Genomic DNA, 26,167 nt, shown 5'->3' on the forward strand with positions numbered 1-26,167 from the left:
GATCAACTTGAATGTATTGCTTTTGGAGAGATACCCAAGTGGCTATAAGGGGACCCTCTGCTAAGGGGTTAGACTGCGTAAGTGGTGCGAGGGTTCGAATCCCTCTCTCTCCGCCATCGAACAATCATTCATGGAACTTGAATATTATGGCGGCGTAGCTCAGCTGGCTAGAGCGTACGGTTCATACCCGTGAGGTCGGGGGTTCGATCCCCTCCGCCGCTACCAATAACTATATATAACATATGGAGGCTTAGCTCAGCTGGGAGAGCATCTGCCTTACAAGCAGAGGGTCGGGGGTTCGAACCCCTCAGCCTCCACCATATGTGCCGGTGTAGCTCAACTGGTAGAGCAACTGACTTGTAATCAGTAGGTTGGGGGTTCAAGTCCTCTCGCCGGCACCATTATGAATATTGCGGAACCGTGGTGTAGAGGCCTAACATGCCTGCCTGTCACGCAGGAGATCGCGGGTTCGAATCCCGTCGGTTCCGCCATTCATATCCCAATTGCTTGGTCGAACACGTAAGTGGGGAGGTTCATAGCCGCCACTTTATTTTTTTGACTAAATAGTATTATGGCTCGGTAGCTCAGTCGGTAGAGCAGAGGACTGAAAATCCTCGTGTCGGCGGTTCGATTCCGTCCCGAGCCACTTTTTGTTTTGGAGGCTTAGCGAAGTGGCCAAACGCAGCAGACTGTAAATCTGTTCTCGTCGAGTTCGGTGGTTCGAATCCATCAGCCTCCACCAGTAAGTAAGAGCCATTAGCTCAGTTGGTAGAGCACCTGACTTTTAATCAGGGTGTCGAAGGTTCGAGTCCTTCATGGCTCATCCGCTGTACAAGAGACCGTTAACCATTTGGTTAGCGGTTTTTTGTTATGTTTAAGTCCTTTGTGTCTAAGCTGTATAAATTCATAAAGGTGAGGTCTGGCATTGGATGTGTTAAAATGAACCATATTCCAAAATAGATAGGAAAGGCGTTTTTTATGGAGATATTGATCCTTAAACAGCAGTTGGAAAACGTACTTGGTCAGCCTCTTCAAGAGAGAGCGATGGATCTGCAGCAATGGACGCGAGTAACCGGGGATGCGGGGAATAGTTCTGCCGAGCGGGCAGGCAAGCTTCTTTTTCCATGGAAGTATGAGAATTCCTCCGTTTTGTTGTGGGAGATGGATGCATCTAGCTTAACTGAATCTGAGCGAAAGCTGGTGGAGCTTCTTCTTCAGACGGCAGCGAAGTCGGGGGAAGCATCGCCAGCCTTTGTGAAGAGTGATGAGGAAACCGTCATGAGGCAGTTTGGCCACTGGCTTCATCAGCAGCTAAAGAGTGGTAATCTGAGCACTGATATTCCTGAAGAGATGACACTCAAGTCGAAATTATCGAGTTCTGCTGTGCCATTTCTACTCAGCTGTGAAAGCAGCCTCAGTGCAGAAATGGGCTATACCAAGTTGAACAAGCTTTTGCGGAGCTATTTTGGCGTGGATGTAATCTTAATACCCCTGCAGGATCAAGAATGGATTATTCTTGCAAGGGAGAACCAACTAGAAGGGCTTATCGAGGAAAGCGAAGAAGGAACTGAGGCCGAACGGGCGATGCTTCTCGATTTGTGCCAAGGGATTTATGAATTGATCTCCAATGAGTGGGTAGGTAACTTCCATCTGTCTGTAGCCCAGCCGATAGTGCCGCTGCGTACGCTTACCGAGACGGCGCTGCTCTTACGAGAGACCGTGCTGATGGGGCGGATGTTCCATGTGTCTGAGCATATTCATCTTCCGTGGGATCTCTATCTGGAGCGTTTGATTTACAGCATTCCAGATAGTCAGCGTAAGCTCTTTATAGAGCAGATGGGTGTAGGAACCGGCATCTTCAATGATGCAGAGACGCTTACGACACTAGAGACCTTCTTTCAATTGGACTGCAATGTAAGTGAGACGGCGAAGCGCCTATACATTCATCGTAATACGCTGCTGTACCGCATGGATAAGATTAAGCAGGAGACCGGACTTGATGTGAGAAGCTTCCGGGATGCGGTTCTTGTGAAGCTAACTCTATTATTGTATAAAGTGACGAAAAGAAAATAGGTTTTTTGTGCAGTTTGTTGGTGGTAACCTAACAACGAATGGTTTAATATAAACTTATAAATTGTATCCGATTTCATTTCTGATCATTCTTATTATTAAATTTTACCTTAGGGGGCAAATCTCATGGCAGGTGTACGTTTAGAACATATCTACAAGAAATATGCTGGTTCCGACAAAGCAACCGTTGTTGATGTTAATTTGGATATCGCAGACAAGGAGTTCCTTGTACTGGTTGGTCCTTCCGGCTGTGGTAAGTCTACAACACTGCGTATGATCGCAGGTCTTGAAGAAATTTCTGAAGGTAAGCTGTATATTGGAGATCGCGTTGTTAACGACGTAGCTCCTAAGGATCGCGATATTGCAATGGTATTCCAATCCTATGCCTTGTATCCTCATATGAACGTATACCAAAACATGGCGTTTGGTCTGAAGCTTCGTAAGACGAAGAAGGAAGAGATCGACCAACGCGTACGTGAAGCGGCTAAGATTCTCGATATCGAGCATTTGCTTGATCGTAAACCAAAAGCACTCTCCGGTGGTCAACGTCAACGGGTAGCCTTGGGACGCGCGATTGTGCGTAACCCGCAAGTGTTCCTGATGGACGAACCGCTCTCCAACTTGGATGCGAAACTTCGCGGTCAGATGCGTGCCGAAATTACAAAGCTGGTTAAACGTCTTGAAACCACTTGTATTTACGTAACGCACGATCAGATCGAAGCGATGACAATGGGTGACCGTATCGTCGTTATGAAGGACGGCATCATTCAACAGGCAGCTTCTCCAGAAGAACTTTACAACCAACCGACCAACATCTTCGTTGCCGGATTTATTGGTTCCCCGACGATGAACTTCATCAACGGTCAGCTTACAGAAGAGAACGGTGCTGTGATCTTTACTTCCAGCGGCCTCAAAGTAGAGGTACCGCAAGGTAAAGCAGGACTGCTTAAACAAGGCGGATACATTGGTAAAGAAGTGATCATGGGCGTTCGTCCTGAGGATATCCATGAAGAGCCAGTATTCCTGGAAGCATCTCCTGGAACTATCTTCACAGGTCGCGTAGACGTTACTGAGAACCTTGGCCATGAAATGCTCCTCTACTTGAGCGGCGTAGGTAATGATACAGTTATTGGCCGTGTAGATGGACGTTCGACTACACGTGAAGGTGACAATGTGAAGCTGGCGATTGATATGAACAAGATTCATATCTTTGACAAAGAAACTGAGTTGAACGTATTCTTCAACTAATATAGGATTCACAGAAAAGGCCGCCCTACTGGGCGGCCTTTTGGCATTCTTTTTCTTGAAAGCGCATGCGAAAAAAGACGGTTGTAATTGATTTACCGCTCATTTTCCGATAGGATGAATACAATGACAGGTAGCCCCGATTTTTGGGAAAAGGAGAACAAACATGGCTAAAAAAGTAAAAGTGTCAGAATTGGTGAACCAATTTGGACTAGAGGTCGTCTCAGGTGAACAAGGCCTCAAACGGTCGATTACCGTAGATGATTTGTATCGCCCAGGACTGGAAATGGCCGGTTACTTCGAATATCACCCGCCAGAACGGGTACAAATTCTAGGGAAGACAGAGCTTGCCTTCTTTCATATGCTTCCGGAGGAGGAGCGCAGAGACCGTATGGAACGGCTGTGCAGCAGTGAGCTTACGCCATGCATTATTTTGACGCGCTCTCTGGATGTGCCGGAGGAATTAATCAAAGTCAGCGCAGAGAAGGATGTCCCTGTGCTGCGCAGCAATATGGCTACAACCATTCTCTCCAGCCGGATTACAGGCTTCCTTGAGCGTAAACTCGCACCCACGGCAACGATTCATGGCGTGCTTGTGGATGTCTATGGCGTCGGGATGCTTATTACGGGAAGCAGCGGAATTGGTAAGAGTGAAACGGCTCTGGAACTTGTTAAACGAGGTCATCGACTTATTGCGGATGATGCGGTGGAGATTCGCCAAACTTCGGATAACCAGCTTCACGGCACAGCTCCGGAACTGATCCGTCATCTACTGGAAATCCGCGGGGTAGGCATCATTAATGTCATGACCTTGTTCGGTGCCGGCGCCATTCGAAACAATAAACGAATCACGCTGGTGATCCGGCTCGAAGCCTGGCAGCAGGAGAAGCAGTATGACCGACTCGGGCTGGATGAAGAAACGACGCGAATTATTGATACGGATGTACCGCTTGTTACCGTGCCGGTTCGTCCAGGTCGTAACCTTGCTGTCATTATTGAGGTGGCAGCTATGAATTTCCGTCTCAAACGGATGGGCTATAATGCAGCTCTTCAGTTCACAGCAAAGCTGACGGAGACCATAGCGGAAGATATCGACGATTTGGATTAGGAGTGTGAACTGTGGGAACATTGTTATTAAATCCGATCGCCTTTTCGATCGGTAGTTTGGATGTACATTGGTACGGACTGATCTTAGGAACTGGAGCGCTTGTAGGCTTGCTTCTGGCTATCCGCGAAGGCAAGCGCTTCGGCATCCCGCAGGACTTCTTTATGGATTTGCTTCTGCTGGGCGTCCCTTCGGCGATCATCGCAGCCCGGATCTACTTCGTCGCCTTCAAATGGGACGAATATAAGAATAATTTCTGGGACGTATTTAAAATATGGAATGGCGGTATAGCCATATATGGAGCACTCATCGGGGCCATCATATGTGCGGTCATATTTGTACGTGTGAAGGGCTACAATTTCTGGAGAATTGTAGATATTTGTGCACCGTCGCTGATCGCAGGACAAATGATTGGCCGCTGGGGGAACTTCGTGAACCAAGAGGCTTACGGGGGGCCAACCACGCAGACCTTTTTGAGGGAACATCTTCATCTGCCTTCTTTTATTGTGGATCAGATGAATGTAGAAGGCGTGTATCATCACCCTACTTTCTTGTATGAGTCCTTATGGAACTTGCTTGGCATTATTCTGCTGTTCGTCCTGCGTCGTCAGAAGTTTATGCGCGCCGGGGAACTGTTTTTTACTTACTTCATCTGGTACTCGATCGGTCGCTTCTATATCGAAGGGCTGCGAACAGACAGCTTGGCCTTTCAAGGCCCAGACTGGTTAGCCACGCTGGTCAACGGCTTGTGGAAGCCGCTTGAATGGTTTGGGTTTGAGCATGGAGCGCTTGACCCGGCTTACGGAAATGTCCGAATCTCGCAATTGCTGGCTGTTCTGATTGTAATTGGTGCTATGCTGCTGATTATTTACAGACGGACGCGTAATCCTAAGCCTCCGCGTTACAGTGATCCGATTATTTCCTCAAGACAAAAGGACGATCATGTTGGAGAGGCAGCTGCAAATCAGACAACGGCTCAAACCACTACTCAGCCTGCGAAGCTGGAGGGGGCGAAAGCCAAGGATAGGGATGAAGAAACAAAGGAGTAGCTTACATGATAGACACCATACTGTTTGATTTGGATGGAACCATTGTAGATACAAATGAGTTAATCATTACGTCTTTCTTACATGTTCTTGAGAAACATGGCGCTTCCACACCAGAACAGCCTTATACAAGGGAGCAAATTATCCCTTATATGGGGATGACGCTGGAGCAGCAGCTTCAGCAGTTCACAGGTGCCGGAGATCTGACCCAACTGGTGAAGGATTACCGGGCTTATAATACAGAGCATCATGACCATATGGTTAAGGAATTTCCTCATGTATATGAGGTTATCTCCAAGCTGCATGAGAAGGGGATTACGCTTGGTGTGGTGACTACGAAGATGAAGCCATCGACGATGCGGGTGCTTGAGCTGTTCGGATTGTTGAAATTCATGGATACCATCGTGACCCTTAACGATGTCGAACACCCCAAGCCCGACCCAGAGCCGGTGCTAACGGCTGTAGACCGTTTGAAGGCCGACCCGGCCCGTACACTCATGGTAGGCGATAGCCCGGCGGATATTTTGTCCGCCAAAGCCGCAGGCGTTCATTCGGCTGCTGTGGCTTGGTCGCTCAAGGGAGCGGAGAAGCTGAAGACGTATGAGCCGGACTATATTTTGAAGGATATGACCGATTTATATGACTTGCTTGGATGGGAGCCAGCGAATCTGTGAGGAAAGTAACCAGACATCCGGTAGACGGCCCAAATGCGTTGTGGCAAATTTACCGGACCGTCAGCCCTTGGAAAGGGGTAAAGAACTTCATATTCATTCAGCTGGCACGCTATTGCCCGGTCCTATCCTTGAAGAACTGGATATATCGCCGGATTCTTGGCATGCGGATAGGGGAGTATACGGCTTTTGGCCTGATGGTGATGGTGGATGTGTTCTTTCCAGAGAAAATCACGATCGGGAGAAACTCCATCATCGGCTATAATACGACCATTCTTGCCCATGAATACCTGATTAAAGAATACAGGCTGGGAGAAGTAATCATTGGGGATGAGGTCATGATTGGGGCGAACTGCACGATTCTTCCCGGTGTTACCATCGGGGACGGTGCGGTAGTGGCCGCTGGTTCTGTTGTCCATAAGGACGTAGCGCCCGGCAGCTTTGTCGGCGGGAATCCGCTAAGGGTGATTGAACGGAAAGCGGATGAATAGGTTCAGGAAACAAAATAAAGGTATCGGCGATGAGGCCGATACCTTTATTTTTATGGGTGAAAATTAACGGTGAAGTCCTTCTTGATCTTAAGGCCCGGATAATTCTGAAGCGTAAAGGTTAGGGGCTGAGCATAATTCCCTTTAGGGATGGTGAATTCTATGCTAGCCGTGGGATCGGAGGTGTAAGCTCGATATTGCAAATCCAGGAGTGAATGCTTTTGCCCTTGGCCATCGGTGAATTGATGTATTGCATTATCTTCGTTGTAATATTGTTTGGTTGTCGGGATAGGAAACTCTGTTTCATCAAATATCAATTTGACTATGGTTCCTTTCTCATTCTCGGTGACGCTCCCAAAGTGCATTCGGGGGTCCGGTGAATTAATGAGCTTCTGTTGCTTGGTGTCCACTTTAAATTGAAGTTCATCCCCTAAAGACTGCTCAATGCCGTTCGCCATTATGGAGAAGGCTGGAGATTGACTATATTCAAAGTAGCTTCCTTTATAAGTAAAAATATAGGGCTCCTTCGATTTGGAGCTAGAGTCTGGGTTTAGAGGCATACGAATTTCCCTTCGATCCTTACCCTTACCTACATACACTTGAAGATGATAGAAATCCTTTAACTTCTTGGCACTATTTTGGTCCATTGATAAATATATTTTTGTAGATAACGGGCTAAGGACAGCTTTCGTTACGGTAAACCGAACATCGCCAATTTGTTGCTCTTGATTAGCATATAAGGTTTGAGTAAATTTCCCTGGATCAATATGGATTGGAGGGATTTCTAAAAAATTAGATTGATTGGTTGGGTGATTATCTAAACCTAGTTTGGCTTTAAAATGTATGACATCCGGAACAGGGTGCGATTCGTCAAATACATAATGGAGAACTAAGTTAGCTACATTAGGAGAGCTGTTGGAGTCATTGTCTTCGCCTGACTTGAAAACTAATGGGTCTCCATGTTCATCAGTAGTTTCGAAGCCAAAAAAAGATACCTTTTCTTTATCAAGCGTGTTGTTACCAGTTATAAATAAAATCAGATTCGAGGAATCTGCTAAAACACCATTGACCGTTAATTTAAACTTGCCATCCTCTTTAGATTGATTTACAGGCTGATACAGTCCATTCTTATAAGCAGTTTGCCAGTCGGAATGATCTCCGATGTTAAATATAGCTTCTTTAACACCAGGGTCTAGCGCAGGTACTTGAGAAGAATCAGGCGCAGCGGTTGTGGCTGAACCCGGCCAAATCGTATGATTATACAGGATAATGACCGCTAGGCAAGCTGCGAGCATGCTGGCTGCCGTCCCGCCAATCTGCCACCTGCGCCGAACTTTGCGGCGCTGCTTACGCCCAAGCTCCAACCCCAGGCGGATAGCTCTATCTAGTCTTTCCTCACTTACATGCTGCTCTGCTTCATGCAGCTCGTTCGTCAATTGTTCGAACCTCATATCTCTTGGCTTATTCATACCGATGTCCACCCCCATAGTTCATATATTGATTCAGCAGCTTTAGCCCTTGGCGCAGCCAAGTCTTGACGGTACCCTCCGGGTGGCCGAGGACCTCGGCAATTTGTGGGACGGTCATGTCTTGATAGTATTTTAAAATGACAGGGTGTCTGTATTTCGGCTTTAAGCGCTCCATCGCTCTTTCCAGATCAAGCTTGTGGTCACTGATCATCATCGCCGATCCTTCGCGCTCTATCTCTAGCGGAAGCTGCCGCTTGTGGCGCTTCAATTCATCCATGCAGCAGTGGATCAGAATACGGATAAGCCAAGGGACAAAGGCATCAGGATCGCTTCAGCCTGCTGCACTTCACCCAAGCGCGGCAGACGGTCTCCTGCAGGGCTTCCAGTGCATCTTCTTCATTATGCAGGTAGCTGTAGGCAATGCCGTAAAGCTTGCGCCTATGTAGGGACACGATTCTGTAAAAGGCTTCTTCATCCCCCTGGCATGCAGCACAGGCCAACTCTTTCTCGTTCAAGGTTAAGGCTCCTTCCGTTATGGCGTATAACCGGCCGGTTATTCATTCCATATGTATAAGACTCCCTGGAAAGATAATTCGATTTAAAAATTGATGAAAATTTTACAAAAGGCGGAACAACTCTTGGTTCGGGAGCAGAGTCTAATTCAATAGGTAGAGGTAAAAAAGAAGGTAAGTGAAAAATGTGTTCGATTGCTCCCCGGCAGAGGTGAACGGTCAAGAAGCATCCTTTATTAACCGAGTAAGGAGGGTGATGAAGTCTGTTTTGTTGGTCAGCCATTTTCGCCACACAAAATTAAGCGAATCTTATGAAGGAAGTTCTGCATCGAAGAATTATTGGAAGCGATCACGTGAAATCAGCCCTCAAGGAGAGGCTGCCTCAGCTGGATTTATTTCGTGCTATTGCAATTCTAGGTGTCATCCATGTACATGCAACCTCGGTAGCCGCTGGGGGACAAGCCATGAACTCCCCGTATTACGTCTTCATCAATTGGGTGAACATTTTCTTCAAGTTCGGAACACCATGCTTCATCTTCTTAAGCAGCTTTGTTCTTTTTTACAACTATATGAACCACCCGGCGGGCCGCCAGCTAGTGAGTAAATTTTATAAGAGAAGATTACTCTATATTATTATCCCTTACCTCGTTGCTTCCTGCTGTTATTATGCGTTGAATACATATCTATACGGTGATTGGGAGCGTTGGGAATAGGAATATTAACTGGCTCAGCTTATACGCATTTATATTTCGTGTTTATTAACGTGCAGTTTTACTTGCTGTTTCCTCTGCTGCTGTTGCTTTTTCAGAAAAATCAGAGACTGTCCAATTGGGCTCTTCCATTGGGACTAATCATTCAATGGAGAATCCCTCGCGGCAGGCGCATAAACCATACGTACCCAACGAAGAAGCCATGCGGATGCTTAAACCCGCTTGGCTTTTGTTATGCATGCTGAAGAAAGTTGGCATACTTTGAACATTGAATATCACGATGTAGCCATTGACGCTAGCTAAAGAAATATGGTAAGATTTCGTTACTCTTTACTTTGGTAGTATGGTAGCACTTTACCAAGTAAAAGCAACTATGGAACGACTGAAGACTAAGGGGTGAGCCGATTGTCTAAACCGAAAGGATTTGAGAAGCCGGCCGGGGTCCGGGATTATCTCCCCTATGCCACGCAGAAGCTGCGTGCCATTGAGCATCAAGTGCTGGCATGCATGTCTAGATGGGGATACCGTCAAATTATGACTCCGTCGATGGAGTATTATGACACGGTCGGCGTGGCCAGCTCCACGTCAGATCAGAAGCTGTTCAAGCTGTTGAATAACCGGGGGACCACGATGGTCCTTCGATCAGATATGACCTCACCGATTGCTAGACTGGCTTCTTCGCTGTTGAAGGAAGAGCCGCTGCCGCTGAGGCTTTCCTATCATGCGAATGTCTTTCGCGCCATTGAAGAAGAGGCTGGCCGGGAGGCGGAGTTCTTCCAGACGGGTGTGGAGCTGATTGGCGATGCTTCTCCAGAAGCGGATGCTGAGGTTGTAGCGCTGGCGATTGCTTCCCTGCAAGCGGCGGGTGTCAGCACATTCCGGATTGCTCTAGGGCATGTGGGCTTCTTAACAGGATTGCTGGAGGAGTCCATATCAGCAGAGCAGACGGACGTCCGCGAGACATTAAGAGCAGGGCTGCTCCAGCGCGATTATGTCGGTTACCGGGAAACGCTGGCCAAGCTTGAGCTTAGCCCGTCCCAGCGGCTAGAGCTGGAAGGAATTCTTCGCTTGCGGGGCGGCCGTGAGATTTGCGGACAGGCGCTGGAATTAAGCGCAAGTCCGCTTGCCCAGGCCTCCATTATGCATCTGTGCAAGGTATATGATGTGCTGGAGGATTACGGGGTAGCCGAGCATGTGGTGATCGATTTAACGATGATTGGGGATTTCTCCTATTATACAGGCCTTATTTTTGAAGGATATGCTGCGGATGTCGGATTCCCGGTGTGCAGCGGAGGCAGATACGATAATCTGCTCCAGCAGTTTGGCCGTCCGGCACCGGCCACAGGGTTTGCTCTGAAGACGAACCGGATTCTGGATGGAGCCGGGGGATTAAAGCCGGAGGAACAGAAGACAGTGCTGTTGGTATATACCGCTGATCATAGACAGGGGGCGCTGCGTGAGGCTGAACGTTTGCGGGCCGCAGGGCAGGTGGTAGTAACGATGCTGCAAGGCTCCGAGGAGGCAAGCCAGCTGACGGCAAGTCATGCTTACGGCGAGATCAGAAGCTTCGGCGCGGAAGAATAGACAGGGAGGAGCGAAGTGGCTAGGGATGCAGACGATAAAGGTTGCGATGCCCAAAGGGCGCATTTATAAAAAAGCTTCGGCGCTGTTCCGGGAAGCGGGATTGCCAATTCCTCTAGATGTCGACGAATCACGCAAATTGGTTATTCCGTTGCCGGGGGCTGGAATGGAGTTTATTCTCGCTAAGCCGGTCGATGTCCCGACTTATGTAGAATACGGAGTCGCTGACATTGGCATTGTAGGCAAGGATGTACTTATGGAAGAGAATAGGGACGTATATGAGCTGCTTGATCTAGGCATTGCGCGATGCCGGATGTCGGTGATCGGCCTGCCAGATTGGCAGCCGGGGATTCAGCAGCGGGTAGCTACGAAGTATCCCAATGTAGCCTCCCAGTATTTCCGTGAACAGGGCCAGCAGGTTGAGGTGATCAAGCTGAATGGATCGATTGAGCTGGCTCCTCTAATCGGACTGGCAGATCGGATTGTGGATATGGTGGAGACAGGTCAGACGCTGCGGGAGAATGGCCTGGTAGAGATGGAGCGGATTTTTGATATTACAAGCCGCCTGGTGGCGAACCGGGTTAGCTATCGAATGAAGAATGCGGAGATTCAGGGCGTCTGCGATGTTTTGGAGCGTGTCGTTCGTTCATCTATCAAGGATTGAGGAGCTGGAAGGACCAATCAGTTAGGGGGTTTACAGGATGAGGATCTTATCCGCAACAGATTTTGATCTTCGGCGCGAGGTCGAGTATGGTTCGCCCGAGCAGAATGCAGCAGTGAAAAGTATCGTTGCAGAGGTTAAGAAGGAAGGAGATGCGGCGCTTCTGCGCTATACTGAGCGCTTTGACGGCGTCAAGCTCGCGCCAGAGCAGCTGCGGGTGTCGGACGAGGAGCTTCAAGCGGCCTATAGCCTGGTTGAAGACACCTTTGTCAAGGCCATTCGTGCAGCTGCAGCCAACATACGGGCATTTCATCAGCGGGAAAAAAGAAATTCGTGGATGGATCTTCAGCCGGACGGTACGCTGCTGGGCCAAATTATCCGCCCGCTGCGGCGGGTCGGTGTCTATGTCCCGGGCGGCAAAGCTGCTTACCCATCCTCCGTGCTGATGAATGTCATTCCCGCCCAGGTTGCCAGAGTACCCGAGATCGTGATGGTCACGCCTCCGGCTACCGGCGGACAAGAGGGGATCGATCCTTACATTCTGGTAGCGGCCGCAGAGGCCGGAGTCCGCGAGATTTACCGGGTTGGCGGGGCGCAGGCTATCGCCGCCCTGGCTTATGGCACGGACAGCATCGCGCCCGTGGACAAAATCTGCGGGCCCGGCAATATCTATGTAGCCCTCGCCAAGCGTGAGGTTTACGGTGTCGTGGACATCGACAGCATTGCGGGCCCGAGTGAGATCGCCGTGCTCGCCGATGACCAGGCGAACCCGGCGTATGTCGCGGCCGATCTGCTCTCGCAGGCCGAGCATGATGAGATGGCTTCGGCGATTCTTGTGACGACATCCAGCGAATTTGCGGAGCGCTGCAGGTCGGAAGTTGAACGCCAGCTCTCAGAGCTGCCGCGGCGGGAGATTGCCGCCGCATCCATTCGCGACTACGGCGCCATTCTGCTAGTCGATTCCATCGAGGAGGGCATCCGCACGATCAATCGTCTGGCGCCGGAGCACTTCGAGCTGCTTGTGGAAGAGCCAATGCGCTACCTGGGACTGGTAGAGAACGCAGGGGCGATCTTCCTGGGACCTTACAGCTCAGAGCCGGTAGGCGACTATTTTGCGGGACCGAATCATATTATCCCGACCAACGGTACCGCGAGGTTCTCTTCTCCGGTCGATGTGGATGATTTTATTAAGAAATCAAGTCTAATCTATTACAGCAAGCAAGCCTTGCTTGAGAATGCAGATAATATTATGGAACTGGCGCGCCGGGAAGGTCTCGAAGGCCATGCAAGAGCGATTGAAATCCGGCTCCAGCAGCTCCAGCAAGAAGGAAGGCAGGAGGGGTATAGATGACAACAGATGCAACAGAAGCAACGGAAGCAAATGCACCACGCCGTGAGGGTCAAATCACCCGAAAAACCAATGAGACGGATATTCAGCTTGCTTTTAATATAGACGGCACCGGTCAGTCCAAGCTGGAGACGGACGTTCCGTTCCTGAATCATATGCTCGATTTATTCACGAAGCACGGCCAGTTCGACCTTACTGTTAAAGCCAAGGGTGATATAGAAATTGATGACCATCATACCGTAGAGGATATCGGCATCTGCCTAGGGGCAGTCATTCAGGAGGCTCTGGGCGACAAGAAGGGGATTAAGCGCTATGCCAGCGTCTTCGTCCCGATGGATGAGGCTCTGGCCCAGGTGGTGATCGACCTCAGCAATCGCCCGCACTTCGAATATCGGGCCGAGTATCCTTCTTCCCAGGTAGGCAGTTTCAGCACCGAGCTTGTACATGAGTTCTTGTGGAAGCTGGCGCTGGAAGCGCGGATGACGCTGCATGTCATCGTTCACTATGGACAGAATACGCACCACATGATCGAGGCGGTATTCAAGGCGCTGGGACGGGCCTTGGACGAGGCTACCCGGATTGACCCCCGCGTAAGCGGTGTGCCTTCGACGAAGGGAGTGCTCTAAAGCTATGGCTATCGCAATCGTCGATTACGGCATGGGCAACCTGCACAGCGTGAGCAAGGCGATCGAGCGTCTGGGCTATGACGCTGTGATCACCGGCGATCCGGCTCAGATCCTGGCCGCGGATGGCGTGCTGCTGCCAGGCGTGGGCGCCTTCGGCGACGCGATGGAGCAGCTGCGTTCAAGCGGGCTTGCCGAGACCGTCCGCGCTGCGGCCTCGGCCGGGCAACCGCTGCTGGGCATCTGCCTCGGGATGCAGCTGCTCTTCGATGAGAGCGAAGAGCACGGGCACCACCAAGGCCTCGGGCTGCTGCCCGGCAAGGTGGTGCGGTTCGCAGGCGGCAGCTATAAAGTGCCGCATATGGGCTGGAACCGGCTGGAATATGTGCAGCCGGAGCACCCGCTGCTGCAGGGCGTTCAGGAAGGGCACGTCTATTTCGTGCACTCCTACCATGCCCTGCCAGAGCTTGCGTCCGACCTTGTAGCCGTCACCGATTATGAGCAGAAGGTGACAGCGATTGTGGGACGCGGCAATGTGTACGGGATGCAGTTCCATCCCGAGAAGAGCGGGGAGCTCGGCATGACATTGCTCCGCAATTTTCTGGAGCTGGCAGCAGGCCCGCGGCAAGCGGGAGAGCGCCTGGCGTAAAGTCTACAGAAGCGGCTACCCGATGGGGGCGGGCCACTTCTTTTTTTATAGCGGCCCTAGCGGGACCTGCATATGTCTCATAATTAGCGGAAGTTGGGAGTTCAACACTGGAGAATGGAAGGGGCAATAGAAGGATGTCATCATTTACAATTTATCCTGCGATTGATATTCGGGGAGGCAAATGCGTCCGTCTCGTCCAAGGGGACTATGCCCGTGAGACGGTATATAACGAGAATCCGATAGAAGTGGCAAAATCCTGGGAGACCGAGGGCGGTTCTTATATCCATCTGGTTGATCTGGATGGAGCCAAGGCCGGCCAACCGGTGAACGCTGAGCTGATCGGGCAAATTGCCAAAGCCGTGCAGGTCCCGGTCCAGGTGGGCGGCGGGCTTCGTTCTCTTGCTGATGTTGAACGGCTGCTTGGGCTGGGTGTTCAGCGTGTCATTATCGGTACCGCAGCCATCGAGGATCGTGAGTTCACCGAGGCGGTCCTTGGCCGCTACGGCGACCGGGTGGCGATCGGCATTGATGCTCGCAATGGACTTGTGGCGACAAGGGGCTGGCTGGAGACCTCGGAGGTGGAGGCCGAGGCGCTGGCGAAGGAGCTTGCGTCTAAGGGAGCTGAGACGTTTATCTTTACGGATATATCCCGCGATGGCATGATGCAGGGGCCGAATGTGGATGCGATCGTATCGCTGGCGCAAGCCTCCGGCCGTACGGTTATTGCCTCGGGCGGGGTGACCGTCCAGGATGATCTGCTGCGGCTGGCTGAGCATGCGGCTGAGGGCGTCGGCGGAGCCATCGTCGGCAAGGCGCTGTATACCGGCAATATTCGGCTGTCTGAAGCCGTAGCGGCCGTACAGGCAGGCAAGCGATAAGAGGTCATCGAATAGGTGCGGCTTTATGCCGCTAAAAGGGGAGAACGAGCATGCTTGCAAAGCGAATCATTCCGTGCCTGGATGTAAAGGACGGGCGTGTCGTGAAGGGTGTGAATTTCGAAAATTTACGTGACGCCGGAGATCCGGTAGAGCTGGCGGCATTGTACGACCGTGAAGGGGCCGACGAACTGGTCTTCCTCGACATTTCTGCCTCGGCCGAAGGCCGGGCCACGATGGTTGAAGTGGTGAAGCAGACCGCGGGTGAGATTGCGATTCCTTTTACCGTGGGCGGAGGCATCTCGCATGTGGATGACATGAAGCGGATTCTGCGTGCCGGCGCGGACAAGATCGGGATCAATACCGCGGCCGTCTTGCAGCCGCAGCTGATCACGGAGGGAGCGAGACGCTTTGGATCCCAGTGCATCGTAGTAGCTGTAGATGCGAAATACAATGAGGCCTGGGGCGAATGGGAGGTTTATACGCATGGCGGCCGCAAGCCGACAGGGCTGCGTGCGCTGGCCTGGGTGAAGGAAGCGGAGCAGCGCGGGGCGGGGGAAATTCTGCTGACCAGTATGGACGCAGACGGAACCAAGGACGGGTTCGATCTTCCGCTGACTAAGGCTGTATCGGAGGCTTTGACGATTCCGGTGATCGCCTCTGGCGGTGCGGGAACTGAAGCGCACTTTTATGACGTGTTTACGGAAGCTAAGGCGGATGCGGCGCTGGCTGCTACTATTTTCCATTATAAAGAGATCTCGGTTCCGGATTTGAAAAAAGACCTGAAGAGCAGAGGAGTGGAAGTTCGATGAGTCAGTCACTGGAAAATCAACTTGCGCAGGGCGAGCTTGCAGCCATTATCAAGTGGGATGAGAAGGGCCTTGTTCCGGCCATTGTTCAGGATGCAAGCAGCTTGGATGTATTGACCCTGGCCTATATGAATCGGGAGTCGCTGGCGAAGTCGCTGGAATCGGGAGAGACCTGGTTCTGGAGCCGTTCACGGAGCGAGCTGTGGCATAAAGGGGCAACCTCTGGGAACACTCAGCGGATTGTAGAGCTTAAATACGATTGTGATGGCGACACCCTGCTGGTGCTGATTGATCGGGAGGGTCCGGCGTGCCATACAGGCGAGGAGAGCTGCTTCTTCAGAACAGCCGCAGTACGACCTGGCCGCATGAAGGGGCAGAAGGAGCAGGCAAGTGCGGACGGCGGTCGCTTTGCAGTGCTGGCCACGCTAGAGCAGGTGATTGCGGAGCGCTATGAGCAGCGTCCCGAGGGGGCATATACCACTTATCTGTTTGATAAAGGCATTGATAAAATTCTGAAAAAGGTAGGAGAGGAAACCGCGGAGTCGATCATCGCTGCCAAGAATGGGGACAATGATGAGCTGCGACTGGAGGTAAGCGACCTGATCTACCACCTGCTTGTGCTGCTGCAGGAGAGAAAGCTGCCGCTGGACGAAGTGATGCAGGAGCTGGACCGTCGTCATGAGCGGCCGCGCCGGGACTAAGGGGTGAAGCTTGAGATGCTTATTGACTACCATACGCATCATGCGCGCTGCGGTCATGCGATCGGCAGTCTGGAGGAGTATGTAAAGCGCGGCATTGCAATTGGACTGGGCCACATTGGATTGTCTGACCATATGCCTCTTCTGCATGTGGACCCGGCCAGCTATTATCCGGAAATGGCCATGCCGATGGAGGAGCTGCCGAGATATGTGGAGGAGTGCTTGGCGCTGAAGGAGAAGTACCGGGGCCAGATTGAAGTCCGGGTAGGCCTGGAAGCCGACTATATCGAAGGCTGGGAAGAGGAGATTGAGCGGATTGTGAAGGCTTATCCGTGGGATTATGTGATTGGCTCTGTACATTTTCTCGGAACATGGGACATCTCCGATTACCGCCAGACTGGGGGATGGGAAGGCAAGGATGTCTTTGCCGTATATGAGCGCTATTATGATGCCGTATGCAAGGCTTGTGCCACAGGCTTCTATGATATTACGGGCCACCTTGATGTGATCAAGCGATTTAACTATAAGCCGGATGGGTCAAGAAGCGCTGAGGTGCTTGAGCTGGAGAATGCTGCGCTGCGGGCGGTATGTGATGCCGGAATGGCGATGGAGCTTAATGCGTCGGGCCTGTCCAAGGCCTGCGCGGAGATGTTCCCCAGCCGGCGGATTCTAGAAGAAGCATACAAGCTTGGGATTCCGCTGACCTTGGGCTCGGATGCGCATGATCCGCTGAAGCTTAGCGAGAATCTGGATCAGGCCAGGGGGCTTCTTGGCGACATCGGCTTCCGGGAGGTGGCGATCTTCGAAGGCCGCAGAAGAAGCATGATTCCTTTGGTAATCTAGCAGTCAGAGGGCTATAATAGAGACAAGACTAATGGATGGGCAGATCAACAGAAACGGAGGATCTCTATGGAACCCAGGCTGCGAATTTTCTCTGGATCATCAAATCCCGAACTTACGGCAGAGGTATGCCGGCGGCTCGGCACCGAGCCCGGCCGGATCAAGCTGTCCCGCTTCAAGAGCGGGGAGATCTATGTGCATTATGAAGAAAGCATCCGCAACTGTGATGTGTTTATTGTTCAGTCCTTGTCACACCCGATCAACGAGATGTTTGTCGAGCTTCTTGTGATGATTGATGCAGCCAAACGGGCTTCCGCCCACACCGTGAATATTGTCGTGCCCTACTATGGGTATGCGAGACAAGAACGTAAATCGGCCCCTCGTGAACCGATCTCCGCCAAAATGGTGGCAGACGTCCTAACCACGGCAGGGGCAACTCGTGTGATTACGCTGGATCTGCATGCTCCTGCCATCCAAGGCTTCTTCAACATTCCGGTTGATCACTTAACGGCACTCGATCTCATGACGGAGTATCTCAAGGCCAAGCATATCCCAAATCCGGTTGTTGTCTCGCCGGATGCGGGGAGGGCATCGATGGCGGAGAAGCTGGCCAGCGGGCTTGATTCCCCGTTCGCCATCATGATTAAGAAGCGGCCGGCCCATAACGAATCGGTCATTACGCATGTGATCGGAGAAGTGGAAGGGCTTACGCCAATTATTATTGAGGATTTAATCGATACAGGAAGCACAATTGTCCAAGTGGTGGAAGGACTGAAGGAGCGGGGAGCACAAGACGCCTATGTCTGCGCCACTCATGGACTCTTCTCAGATGATGCCGTACAGCGGCTCGATCATCCTCATATTCGCGAGGTGGTTGTGACAGACTCGATTGCTCTTCCTGAGGAAGCCTCATCCCGGTTCCACGTGCTGACGGTCGCCCCTATGCTCTCAAGGGCAATCCAGTATATCAAGGAAGGCGGCTCGATCGCCACGATGTTCCGCAATCGCGGAATCTAAGCAGCTTGATGGATCTATCTATGGTCAGGCGGAGGAAGCTACCTCCGCTTATTTGCATTTTCTGCATGGCCGTGGTATAGATGCTTTTCTCTTGCTGTATGGTATACTGGGTTAGAGAAATGAAGTTTAAGGAGGTGCCTTGCTTGAAAGAGGAAAAACAGCGTGACCGAGTTGCGGACAGAAAAGTTGTGCCGCTTCGCAGGGACGCGGGCTTTTTCTTTGAGAAAGCCGTCTCATCACTGGACCGCTATCAATATGACAAGGCATTGAAATATTTTCGCAAGGCTGTGGAATACGAACCTGATAATCCTGTGAACCATTGCAATATGGCGGGGATTCTGTCCGAAATGGGGAATTATGAGGCCTCCAATGAGGTGCTGCTCTCCGTGCTCAAGGACGTGGACCCGAACATGACGGAGTGTTATTTCTACTTGGCGAATAACTATGCCAATATGGAGCAATTTGAAGCAGCGGAAGAAGCGCTGATTACTTATTTAGAAGAGGATCCAAGCGGGCAGTTCCTGTCCGAGGCGGAGGAAATGATGGATCTGCTGCATTACGAGCTGAACCGCCCAGCTAAAGTGAAATATATTAAGTCGCGCGAAGGAATGGCAGAGCATGATGAGGCCCGCGCTATGCTTGAGGAGGGCAAGTTCTCCGGAGCCGTGAAGCTGCTGGAGAGCATCGTTGAGGAGCATCCCGATTTCCTCGCGGCCCGCAACAATTTGGCACTCGGTTATTACTATTTGGGTATGTTCCCTCAAGCAATGGAGGCGATTCATGGGGTCTTGGAGCGTGAGCCTGGGAATCTGCATGGCCTGTGCAACCTAGCCGTATTTATTCAGCATGACGGGGACCAAGCTTCGCTGCAGGAGCTGGCACAGCGGCTGCGAAGCATTGTGCCGTTCCATCAGGAGCATGTGTTCAAACTGGCGACGACCATGGGCATTCTCGGTGAGCATGAGGCAGCGTTTGGACACTTCAGCCGCCTGCTGCACGATGAGGAAGTCAATTACGATCCTTGCCTGTTTCACTATACAGCCGTGGCAGCCTATAATACGGGCCGCTACTCTGATGCCAAACGGCTGTGGAGACATGCAGCAAAGCTGGACCCAGGCTCGGAAATTCCAGTATTCTATCTGGACCGGCTGGAACGCTTGCAGGAGCACGGGCGCGAGGTGAAGATCAGCTATCATTATCATCTTCCTTTTGAAGAGCAGTTGAAGCTGTGGGACAAATGGGGCGAGAGTATTCCAGATGCGATCAAGGAAGACCCGCTAATCCGCTCCTCCTTCTTCTGGGCACTGCGTCATGGCGACGCTCAAACCAAGCTTCAGGTTATTCAGGCTTTCAGCCTGATTGCGGATGCTGAGGTGAAGGAGGCGCTGCAGGCGTTCCTGCTGGAACCTGGGGAGGAGAAATACCTGAAGGATCTAGCCGTGTTTGTGCTGCGCACCCTCGGTGTTACCGATCCGCTGCCGATTTGCCTGGATGGGAAGACACAGGAGGTTGCTCCTGGCTTCGTATCGGCCCGGCTGCCTGTATGGGAGCCCCAATGGCAGGCTGTTCTGGATGAGGCAAGACGAAGAATGGCCAAACGCTATAGTGTGCTGCAGCAGCATGATGCCGAGACGATCTGGGTAGAGTTTATCACCCGTTCTTATCCCGAGGCGCCCAGTACGGCGCATGTTGGAGGATGGGCAGCTGCAGTTGAGTATTTGACAGCCAAGATGCATCGCCGTCCGGTCACCTATGAGGAAGTGGCCAAGCGCTACGGAGTGTCGGTATCCACGGCAAGCCGGTGTACGCGCCGGGTGGATGAGGTATGCGGAATTAAAGAAAAGATGAATGCTATGTTTCCTTCGGGTTAATAAATAGAAGGGTATAAGTTTGTCCTATAGCAGAGACATTTATTACTTTCTTAAGGAGGGTTCGCCTTATGTATAAATCAATCGTTATTGGTACAGGTCCATCCGGGCTGACAGCCGCGATCTATCTGGCCCGTGCCAATCTGAATCCGCTTGTGATTGAAGGCATTCAGCCCGGAGGGCAGCTGACAACCACAACTGAGGTTGAGAACTTCCCTGGCTTCCCGGATGGCATTATGGGACCGGAGCTGATGGATAACATGCGTAAGCAGGCTGAGCGGTTCGGCGCTGAGTTCCGGAATGGTTGGGTGGAAGAGGTAGACTTCTCGAAGCGGCCTTTTACTATTAAGGTAGAGGGCGGCGAGTCGCTGCAAGCCGAGACGGTGATTATCTCGACAGGAGCCTCCGCGCGTTACCTAGGCATTCCAGGGGAGCAGGAGAATGTGGGCCGCGGCGTAAGTACTTGCGCCACTTGTGACGGTTTCTTTTTCCGTGGGAAAAAGATCATCGTTGTGGGCGGTGGAGATTCCGCCATGGAGGAAGCCAGCTTCCTGACCCGCTTCGCTTCTACGGTTACACTGGTACACCGCAGAGATGAGCTTCGCGCTTCGAAGATTATGCAGGACCGCGCCAAGGACAACGAGAAGATTGAATGGGCCCTTAATCGTACGCCGCTGGAAGTGGCGACAGATGAGAACGGAACAGTGAAGGGCCTGAAGGTGAAGAATAACAGTACGAATCAGGAAGAGCTGGTTGCTGCGGATGGTGTGTTCGTCGCGATCGGCCATACGCCGAATACCGGCTTCCTGGGCGGGCAAATCCGTACAGATGAGCACGGTTATATCATGGTGAAGCCAGGGACAACCCAGACGAATATTCCAGGTGTCTTCGCCTGCGGAGATGTGCAGGATACCCGCTACCGTCAAGCGATTACGGCTGCCGGATCAGGCTGTATGGCGGCGATGGATTGTGAGAAGTATCTGGAAGGCGATATGGTGCATGACTGGAGTGAGACGCTGGACCGATAAGTGCGTTACGGGAAGCTGTAGTCCACATAACCTGCGAATTATAGATAAAAGCGTGCTGTTCCATCCACAAAAAGGATGGGACAGCACGCTTTCTTTCTATAGTTTGATTTAATTCGTTAGGCCTTAGGCCCATTCATTAGATTTCCTTGCGATTGAAATAAATTAACCCGGCCGCAAAGAAGAGGATAAAGCTGCCGACCACGGTGAACATTAGAGTTTCAAAGGATAAGTTAAATGCCCCAAAGTCATAGCCCGGGCCTCCCTTAGGAATCATGGTCAGGAAGGGTTGAGCCCAAGGGTAATACGGGCCGTAAGTTGCCGATTGAGCCACAAGTATGTTCGGAATGGTGAAGATGATATTGACCACAAGCGGGCCGGCAAAGCTGGCCCAGCGCAGGGATGCGAACATTTGCAGCGCGGCCAGCGGCAGACAGGCAATCCAGCCCCCGATCAGAGTCTCGGCCAGTAAACCCCAAGGGATAGGCGCCGTAAAATGTTGGAAGTAGGAAGCTGCCAGGATCGGAGCCAGCATCAGCAGCTGGGTAATCCCCAGCATGACGGCAACAATGGTGAACTTGGCTAGGTAAACAGCCGTCCTGGAGACAGGCAGGGCGACCAAGGCCTTCCATCCGCCATTCATGTGTTCGTAGCGGCAAATGAACGAAGAGAATAAACCTGTGAGTACAGGCAGAAACAGCATGGAATGAAAAGTAAGCTGAGTAATCAGCAGACTATACCAGTTATTTTTAATGTCAGCACCGTCTAGAAGGCCGATCAGCATAGCTAGAGCCGGACTTCCTAAGATGAGCAGCCACAGATGGGACTTCGACATTTTGAGCCGTTCGGAGGAGAGGACTTTAAAGTAAGTGCTCATGTTTAGTCCACATCCTTTCGTGTGAAGTGAATAAGCCCAATCAGCGTCAGTATCAGGCCGAATCCTAGCCCCAGGCCCATGAAGACCCCTTGGTTTATACCCTCCAACACGGCCTTGGGCCAATTCAGGGGAAAGGCCTCTGATATGCCGGCGGTAAATACGGATCCTAGGGCCATGGAAAGGCCCAGCGTAACCGGCAGAACTTGATTCTTGAAGCTCAGTGACAGCCATAGCTGCAAGGCTAATACCGGGAGTGATGCTATAAAGGGATAGAACCCTATAATGGCCAAATCCGCATAGGGAATTTGATTCGGGTCGCAGCCTAGCGCGAGCCCAAGGCCTGCTGTGCCGAACGACAACAAGATGCAGGAGACAAACAGCAGCAGAATCGTCATGATATATTTGGACACGAATACAGCTGTTCGGGAAATCGGCAGGGCAAGCAGCTGCTTCCAGGAGCTAAGCTGATGCTCTACCCCGGCGATCAAGGAACCGACCAGGGTAGCCCCGAGGTAGAGAGCGATGGGAACGAAATTACCTACGTTTTTGATCACTCCGCCCCATAGGTCATCTCTATATTGCTTGGTCAAATAATCGTAGCGCAGCCCAAAGTTCAGCGCTTGCATGGCGATGATTCCAATAGGGGCCAGGAAAATCAGGAACCAGATGCCCTTGCCGCGGATCTTCAGAAAATCGGCAGACAGTGCGCGCAGCATCATAGCGATCTTCCTTCCCCGACAACCTGCATGAAGATATCCTCGAGCGATTTGCGATGCTCCTCTACCCGGTATATGTCATGCTGATTCTCAACCAAGCGTCTTACCAGCAAAGCGACCTGGGCGTCATTGAGCCCGCCGAATTGCAGCAGGCCGTCCCGGTACTGCCCGATCATCCCCGATTCGCGCGCGATCCAGAGCGCGGACTCCGGCTCGGAGACGCTTAGATTGATGCCGCCGACAGCCTTCATGCGAAGGTTCTGGATGGTATCCTGGAATACCATCTGGCCCTGACGGATGATGCCGACGGTTCCGGCCATCTGCTCCACTTCGCCGAGCAGGTGGCTGCTGACGAGGACGGTGATCCCGTGCTCGGTAGGCATCGCCTTGATGAGCTCGCGGATCTCATGGATCCCGGAAGGGTCCAGACCGTTCGTGGGCTCATCCAGAATAAGCAGCTCGGGGGAGCCGAGCAGAGCGGACGCGATGCCGAGCCGCTGCTTCATCCCGAGCGAGTAGCCCTTAACCGCCCGCTTGGCCTCTTTGGTCAGAGATACAATGTCCAGCACCTCGGCAATTCTTGACTTAGGCACATCCAGGATGCGCCGGATCGCTTCAAGGTTCTCAATGGCGTTCAGATGTCCGTAGTAAGACGGGTACTCGACCAGGGAGCCTACACGGCGTAGAATACTGATTTTCTCGCGGCGCAGGTCCTTGCCCAGCAGCTCAACCGTGCCCTTGGTGGGACGGATGAGTCCAAGCAGCATACGGATTGTGGTCGTCTTGCCAGCCCCGTTGGGTCCCAAGAATCCATAAATCTCGCCCTTGGCTATTTGCAAATCCAAATTGTCTACAGCGGCTCTGCCGCGGTACTTCTTCGTTAATCCTTTTGTGCGAATGACGTAATCGCTCATTCTTATCACCTCGTAAACCAGCATAAGTTGCCAAGTTTAAAGCTAGAGGTTAGACAAGTTTAAGTTTTGTTTAAAAAAATTGCGCGCAGGTCCAGTGCTTAAGCTCGCGTGAGCCAAAAAAAGAACCGGAAGAAGCTGAAGTATCAGCTCCCCGGTTCTGGGAAGATTCGAATGCAGGTGCCTTCGGACGTACTGCTGACCTCTTTAACTAGCTTCTGCTCCCGAAGGAGCAGCTCGACAATGGTCAGGCCCAGTCCGGCCCCTTTATCAGGGCTGTCTGCCGTCATACCCGGTCCTCGGTCGGTGATGATAAGGGCCGTCTGTGCTCCTTGTGGCTCTGCCCGAATCCCCACATAGCCTCCCGATCTGGCATGGCGGATAATGTTCTGGAACAGGTTATCAAGCACCCGGCGGAAGGCCAGCTCATCGACCATCCAATATACCGGCTGTTCGGGCAGCTCAATGTCCGGTGTAAGTCCCTCCTTCTCCCACAGCGGATACCAGGCAGCTGCGCTCTGGCGCACAAGGCGCAGGATATCCAGCCGCTTCCGGGTGATGGAGTATCTTCCGCTGCTGAGCAGGTTGTAAGAAAGCAGGTGATCGATCAGATGATCCAGGTCGCTCATTTTGGTCTCCATAAGCGTAAGAGATTGCTTCCCCTGGTCGGAGAGGCTCTCCTGCCGCAGGGAGTAGATGTGGCTGCCGATCACAGTTAGCGGAGTGCGGAGATCATGAGACAGGTTGCCGATGAGGCGCTTGCGCAGCTCTTCCTCCTCACGCTCCCGGCGGCGGCTGTCCCCGAGCTGATATACCATCGAGTTAAAGGCCTGCTCCAGCATGCCGATCTCATCCGGCTTCCCCACCTGGGTCGGGAGAGGCAGCCCGTCCTCTGCGGGGGAGGTCATCGCGGATTCCAGATTAAGCAGCCGTTTGCGAATCCGGCGGATGAACAAATAAGAAACGACAGTGAAAAAGATCAGGAAGGCCACTAGGAAGAAAATATAGTAACGGTCACCGTTATCCCCATACACGCTAGTTTGCTTCAGAAATGAGCGGGGCAGCTCCAGCACCATGAAGCCCTGCTTCAGATTATCGCTGCCACCGATAAAGGCAACAACCGTAAAGGGATCGCTGTAGTCCTGCCGCTGCTTCATGAACTGGATCAGCTGCTCGGGGGCCCAGGTGGCGGGCAGATTGCTTTGCTCCGGCAGCTGCAGACGGGTTGTCCCGGCGTGATCCACCCAGAAGATGAGGGCATCCTTGTATTTATCTTTCAGCTTACGGAGCTGGAGTTCAATCTCTGAATCACTGCGTCCCCCAAGTTTTTTGGCTTCCTGATGCCATGCCTGCTCAATTTGTTGCCCATTTCCATAAGGCAGGGAGACCTTGACAGGAGGCCCGTTAACAATCTGGTTTACAATCCAAGCGGTGATCAAGCCACCTGGAAACACGATAGGAATAAACAGCAATGCCATCAGGATAATTAGCATATACCGCGAAAGCAGGGATTGATGAAATCTGGCTCGTCGCAGCTTCATGCCCGCACCCGGTAACCAACGCCGCGAATGGTCTCTACAATTTCTGGAGCGGCGGGGTCCAGCTCAATTTTTTCACGAAGATAACGGATGTGTACCATTAAAGTCTTATCGCCATCCAAATAGGGTTCTCCCCATACCCCCTCGTAAATCTGCTCTTTGGTCAGGATTTGGCCGAGGTGTCGCAGGAGGTAGAAGAAGATTTGGTACTGCTTGCCCGTGAGGATAATCTCCTCGCCGTTGTCCTGACGTACAATTCGATTCTCATGTTCGTAGACAAGCAGATGCTTGAGCAGCAGGGGCTGATTCGCATGGGCGCCTGACCTGCGAAGGAGCACCTCGATGCGTGCAGCCAATTCGTCCGGGTGAAAAGGTTTGGTTAGATAATCATCGGCGAATTGAAGGCCCTGCAGTTTATCATCGATAGAAGTCCGTGCGGACAGCATTAGTATGGGCATATCCGGGTAACTCCGCTTCAGCCGCTGGCCTACGGTGAACCCGTCAAGTCCGGGCAGCATCACGTCCAGAATGGCCAGGCAGCAGCCTTGGCCAGACTCTACAGCCTGATCCCCGCTTGTAAGCCATATGATCTCATAGCCGCGTTCCTTCAGATTGTCCGACACCCATCTGCCGATCTCCGCATCGTCCTCGATATATAAGAGCTTTAATCCTGTACTCACACTACAGTCATCCCTTTCCTCCATAATCCAATTTGTCTGCATTATACCATGCGTGTGTAATCCGTAAAGAAAGCGGAAACCCCATGGTTGACCCTAGTGACTGAAATCACAAGGAGGCTTACCCACCCGTGTTAT

At 51.9% G+C, this 26,167-nt stretch carries 25 protein-coding genes, 8 tRNA genes and 1 pseudogene; 27 read left to right on the forward strand and 7 right to left on the reverse strand.

All coding sequences use genetic code 11. From position 1 onward, the window contains the following. Nucleotides 1-24 precede the first annotated feature (24 nt). The 14 genes from DCC85_RS00705 to DCC85_RS00770 all read left to right on the forward strand — a co-directional run bounded on the left by DCC85_RS00705 (nt 25) and on the right by DCC85_RS00770 (nt 6,628). Nucleotides 25-116, forward strand: a tRNA-Ser gene (locus DCC85_RS00705). A 32-nt stretch (nt 117-148) separates the two neighbouring features. Beyond that, nucleotides 149-225, forward strand: a tRNA-Met gene (locus tag DCC85_RS00710). 19 nt (nt 226-244) lie between these two features. Further along, a tRNA-Val gene (locus tag DCC85_RS00715) sits at nt 245-320 on the forward strand. Between the two features lie 5 nt (nt 321-325). Continuing rightward, nucleotides 326-401: transfer RNA gene (locus DCC85_RS00720), tRNA-Thr, on the forward strand. A gap of 13 nt (nt 402-414) precedes the next feature. Next, a tRNA-Asp gene (locus DCC85_RS00725) sits at nt 415-491 on the forward strand. A gap of 82 nt (nt 492-573) precedes the next feature. Beyond that, nucleotides 574-646: transfer RNA gene (locus DCC85_RS00730), tRNA-Phe, on the forward strand. Between the two features lie 11 nt (nt 647-657). Further along, nucleotides 658-742, forward strand: a tRNA-Tyr gene (locus DCC85_RS00735). An 8-nt stretch (nt 743-750) separates the two neighbouring features. Beyond that, a tRNA-Lys gene (locus tag DCC85_RS00740) sits at nt 751-823 on the forward strand. Nucleotides 824-978: 155 nt separating this feature from the next. Further along, nucleotides 979-2,073: a PucR family transcriptional regulator gene (locus DCC85_RS00745; RefSeq protein WP_108463844.1), complete on the forward strand. Its 1,095-nt coding sequence runs from the start codon at nt 979-981 to the stop codon at nt 2,071-2,073. 123 nt (nt 2,074-2,196) lie between these two features. Further along, nucleotides 2,197-3,318, forward strand: coding sequence for an ABC transporter ATP-binding protein (locus DCC85_RS00750; RefSeq protein ID WP_108463845.1), 1,122 nt, complete (start codon nt 2,197-2,199; stop codon nt 3,316-3,318). Nucleotides 3,319-3,481: 163 nt separating this feature from the next. Beyond that, nucleotides 3,482-4,423, forward strand: a complete 942-nt coding sequence (hprK, locus tag DCC85_RS00755) for an HPr(Ser) kinase/phosphatase (protein ID WP_108463846.1) — start codon at nt 3,482-3,484, stop codon at nt 4,421-4,423. Between the two features lie 11 nt (nt 4,424-4,434). Continuing rightward, complete coding sequence (gene lgt / locus DCC85_RS00760; RefSeq protein ID WP_108463847.1) at nt 4,435-5,469, forward strand: prolipoprotein diacylglyceryl transferase; 1,035 nt, start codon at nt 4,435-4,437, stop codon at nt 5,467-5,469. 5 nt (nt 5,470-5,474) lie between these two features. Next, nucleotides 5,475-6,140, forward strand: coding sequence for a pyrophosphatase PpaX (gene ppaX, locus DCC85_RS00765; RefSeq protein WP_108463848.1), 666 nt, complete (start codon nt 5,475-5,477; stop codon nt 6,138-6,140). Continuing rightward, nucleotides 6,137-6,628, forward strand: a complete 492-nt coding sequence (locus tag DCC85_RS00770) for an acyltransferase (protein WP_199909959.1) — start codon at nt 6,137-6,139, stop codon at nt 6,626-6,628. Before ppaX ends, DCC85_RS00770 begins: the two co-directional genes overlap by 4 nt. A gap of 50 nt (nt 6,629-6,678) precedes the next feature. Here the strand turns inward: DCC85_RS00770 and DCC85_RS00775 are convergent, their stop codons facing one another. Both DCC85_RS00775 and DCC85_RS00780 read right to left on the reverse strand, forming a co-directional pair. Further along, nucleotides 6,679-8,094, reverse strand: coding sequence for a DUF4179 domain-containing protein (locus DCC85_RS00775; protein ID WP_159081728.1), 1,416 nt, complete (start codon nt 8,092-8,094; stop codon nt 6,679-6,681). After that, a pseudogene (locus DCC85_RS00780) lies at nt 8,087-8,609 on the reverse strand (sigma-70 family RNA polymerase sigma factor). Before DCC85_RS00780 ends, DCC85_RS00775 begins: the two are co-directional and overlap by 8 nt. Before the next feature lie 308 nt (nt 8,610-8,917). On the opposite strand from DCC85_RS00780, the gene DCC85_RS23230 reads away from it, so the two are divergent. The 13 genes from DCC85_RS23230 (at nt 8,918) to trxB (ending at nt 21,313) form a co-directional block, all read left to right on the forward strand. Beyond that, nucleotides 8,918-9,319 carry an acyltransferase family protein gene (locus DCC85_RS23230; RefSeq protein WP_234414286.1) on the forward strand — a complete coding sequence of 134 codons (402 nt, stop codon included), beginning with the start codon at nt 8,918-8,920 and terminating at the stop codon, nt 9,317-9,319. 402 nt (nt 9,320-9,721) lie between these two features. Continuing rightward, nucleotides 9,722-10,900 (forward strand): ATP phosphoribosyltransferase regulatory subunit, encoded by a 1,179-nt coding sequence (locus DCC85_RS00790; RefSeq protein WP_108463851.1) that lies wholly within the window; start codon nt 9,722-9,724, stop codon nt 10,898-10,900. Between the two features lie 25 nt (nt 10,901-10,925). Beyond that, complete coding sequence (gene hisG / locus DCC85_RS00795; protein WP_108467649.1) at nt 10,926-11,561, forward strand: ATP phosphoribosyltransferase; 636 nt, start codon at nt 10,926-10,928, stop codon at nt 11,559-11,561. A gap of 37 nt (nt 11,562-11,598) precedes the next feature. Then, nucleotides 11,599-12,909 carry a histidinol dehydrogenase gene (hisD, locus tag DCC85_RS00800; protein ID WP_108463852.1) on the forward strand — a complete coding sequence of 437 codons (1,311 nt, stop codon included), beginning with the start codon at nt 11,599-11,601 and terminating at the stop codon, nt 12,907-12,909. Beyond that, entirely contained in the window at nt 12,906-13,532 is a 627-nt protein-coding gene (hisB, locus tag DCC85_RS00805; protein ID WP_108463853.1) for an imidazoleglycerol-phosphate dehydratase HisB, read from the forward strand. Before hisD ends, hisB begins: the two co-directional genes overlap by 4 nt. A gap of 4 nt (nt 13,533-13,536) precedes the next feature. Further along, nucleotides 13,537-14,178: an imidazole glycerol phosphate synthase subunit HisH gene (gene hisH, locus DCC85_RS00810; protein WP_108463854.1), complete on the forward strand. Its 642-nt coding sequence runs from the start codon at nt 13,537-13,539 to the stop codon at nt 14,176-14,178. 134 nt (nt 14,179-14,312) lie between these two features. Then, the gene (gene hisA / locus DCC85_RS00815) at nt 14,313-15,056 is read left to right on the forward strand and encodes a 1-(5-phosphoribosyl)-5-[(5-phosphoribosylamino)methylideneamino]imidazole-4-carboxamide isomerase (protein WP_108463855.1); all 744 of its coding nucleotides are present in this window, start codon (nt 14,313-14,315) and stop codon (nt 15,054-15,056) included. Nucleotides 15,057-15,106: 50 nt separating this feature from the next. Next, on the forward strand, nt 15,107-15,865 hold the full coding sequence (hisF, locus tag DCC85_RS00820) for an imidazole glycerol phosphate synthase subunit HisF (protein ID WP_108463856.1): 759 nt from the start codon (nt 15,107-15,109) through the stop codon (nt 15,863-15,865). Next, nucleotides 15,862-16,563, forward strand: a complete 702-nt coding sequence (gene hisIE, locus DCC85_RS00825) for a bifunctional phosphoribosyl-AMP cyclohydrolase/phosphoribosyl-ATP diphosphatase HisIE (protein WP_108463857.1) — start codon at nt 15,862-15,864, stop codon at nt 16,561-16,563. Before hisF ends, hisIE begins: the two co-directional genes overlap by 4 nt. A gap of 15 nt (nt 16,564-16,578) precedes the next feature. Next, nucleotides 16,579-17,403, forward strand: coding sequence for a histidinol-phosphatase HisJ (hisJ, locus tag DCC85_RS00830; RefSeq protein ID WP_108463858.1), 825 nt, complete (start codon nt 16,579-16,581; stop codon nt 17,401-17,403). Nucleotides 17,404-17,469: 66 nt separating this feature from the next. Further along, entirely contained in the window at nt 17,470-18,417 is a 948-nt protein-coding gene (locus tag DCC85_RS00835) for a ribose-phosphate diphosphokinase (protein ID WP_108463859.1), read from the forward strand. Between the two features lie 143 nt (nt 18,418-18,560). Continuing rightward, nucleotides 18,561-20,288: a tetratricopeptide repeat protein gene (locus DCC85_RS00840; RefSeq protein WP_108463860.1), complete on the forward strand. Its 1,728-nt coding sequence runs from the start codon at nt 18,561-18,563 to the stop codon at nt 20,286-20,288. A gap of 68 nt (nt 20,289-20,356) precedes the next feature. Then, a complete protein-coding gene (gene trxB / locus DCC85_RS00845; protein WP_108463861.1) occupies nt 20,357-21,313 on the forward strand; it encodes a thioredoxin-disulfide reductase in 957 nt (318 codons plus the stop codon). Between the two features lie 136 nt (nt 21,314-21,449). Here trxB and DCC85_RS00850 read toward each other — a convergent pair whose 3' ends face one another. The 5 genes from DCC85_RS00850 to DCC85_RS00870 all read right to left on the reverse strand — a co-directional run bounded on the left by DCC85_RS00850 (nt 21,450) and on the right by DCC85_RS00870 (nt 26,032). After that, nucleotides 21,450-22,187 (reverse strand): ABC transporter permease, encoded by a 738-nt coding sequence (locus DCC85_RS00850; RefSeq protein ID WP_108463862.1) that lies wholly within the window; start codon nt 22,185-22,187, stop codon nt 21,450-21,452. Nucleotides 22,188-22,189: 2 nt separating this feature from the next. Then, the gene (locus DCC85_RS00855; protein ID WP_108463863.1) at nt 22,190-22,906 is read right to left on the reverse strand and encodes an ABC transporter permease; all 717 of its coding nucleotides are present in this window, start codon (nt 22,904-22,906) and stop codon (nt 22,190-22,192) included. Beyond that, a complete protein-coding gene (locus tag DCC85_RS00860; protein WP_108463864.1) occupies nt 22,903-23,817 on the reverse strand; it encodes an ABC transporter ATP-binding protein in 915 nt (304 codons plus the stop codon). The genes DCC85_RS00855 and DCC85_RS00860 overlap by 4 nt, the downstream gene beginning before the upstream one ends. 143 nt (nt 23,818-23,960) lie before the next feature. Continuing rightward, nucleotides 23,961-25,355, reverse strand: coding sequence for a sensor histidine kinase (locus DCC85_RS00865; RefSeq protein WP_108463865.1), 1,395 nt, complete (start codon nt 25,353-25,355; stop codon nt 23,961-23,963). Then, entirely contained in the window at nt 25,352-26,032 is a 681-nt protein-coding gene (locus tag DCC85_RS00870) for a response regulator transcription factor (protein ID WP_234414287.1), read from the reverse strand. The genes DCC85_RS00865 and DCC85_RS00870 overlap by 4 nt, the downstream gene beginning before the upstream one ends. Between the last annotated feature and the right edge of the window lie 135 nt (nt 26,033-26,167).

The organism is Paenibacillus sp. CAA11 (assembly GCF_003060825.1).
GTDB lineage: Bacteria > Bacillota > Bacilli > Paenibacillales > Paenibacillaceae > Fontibacillus.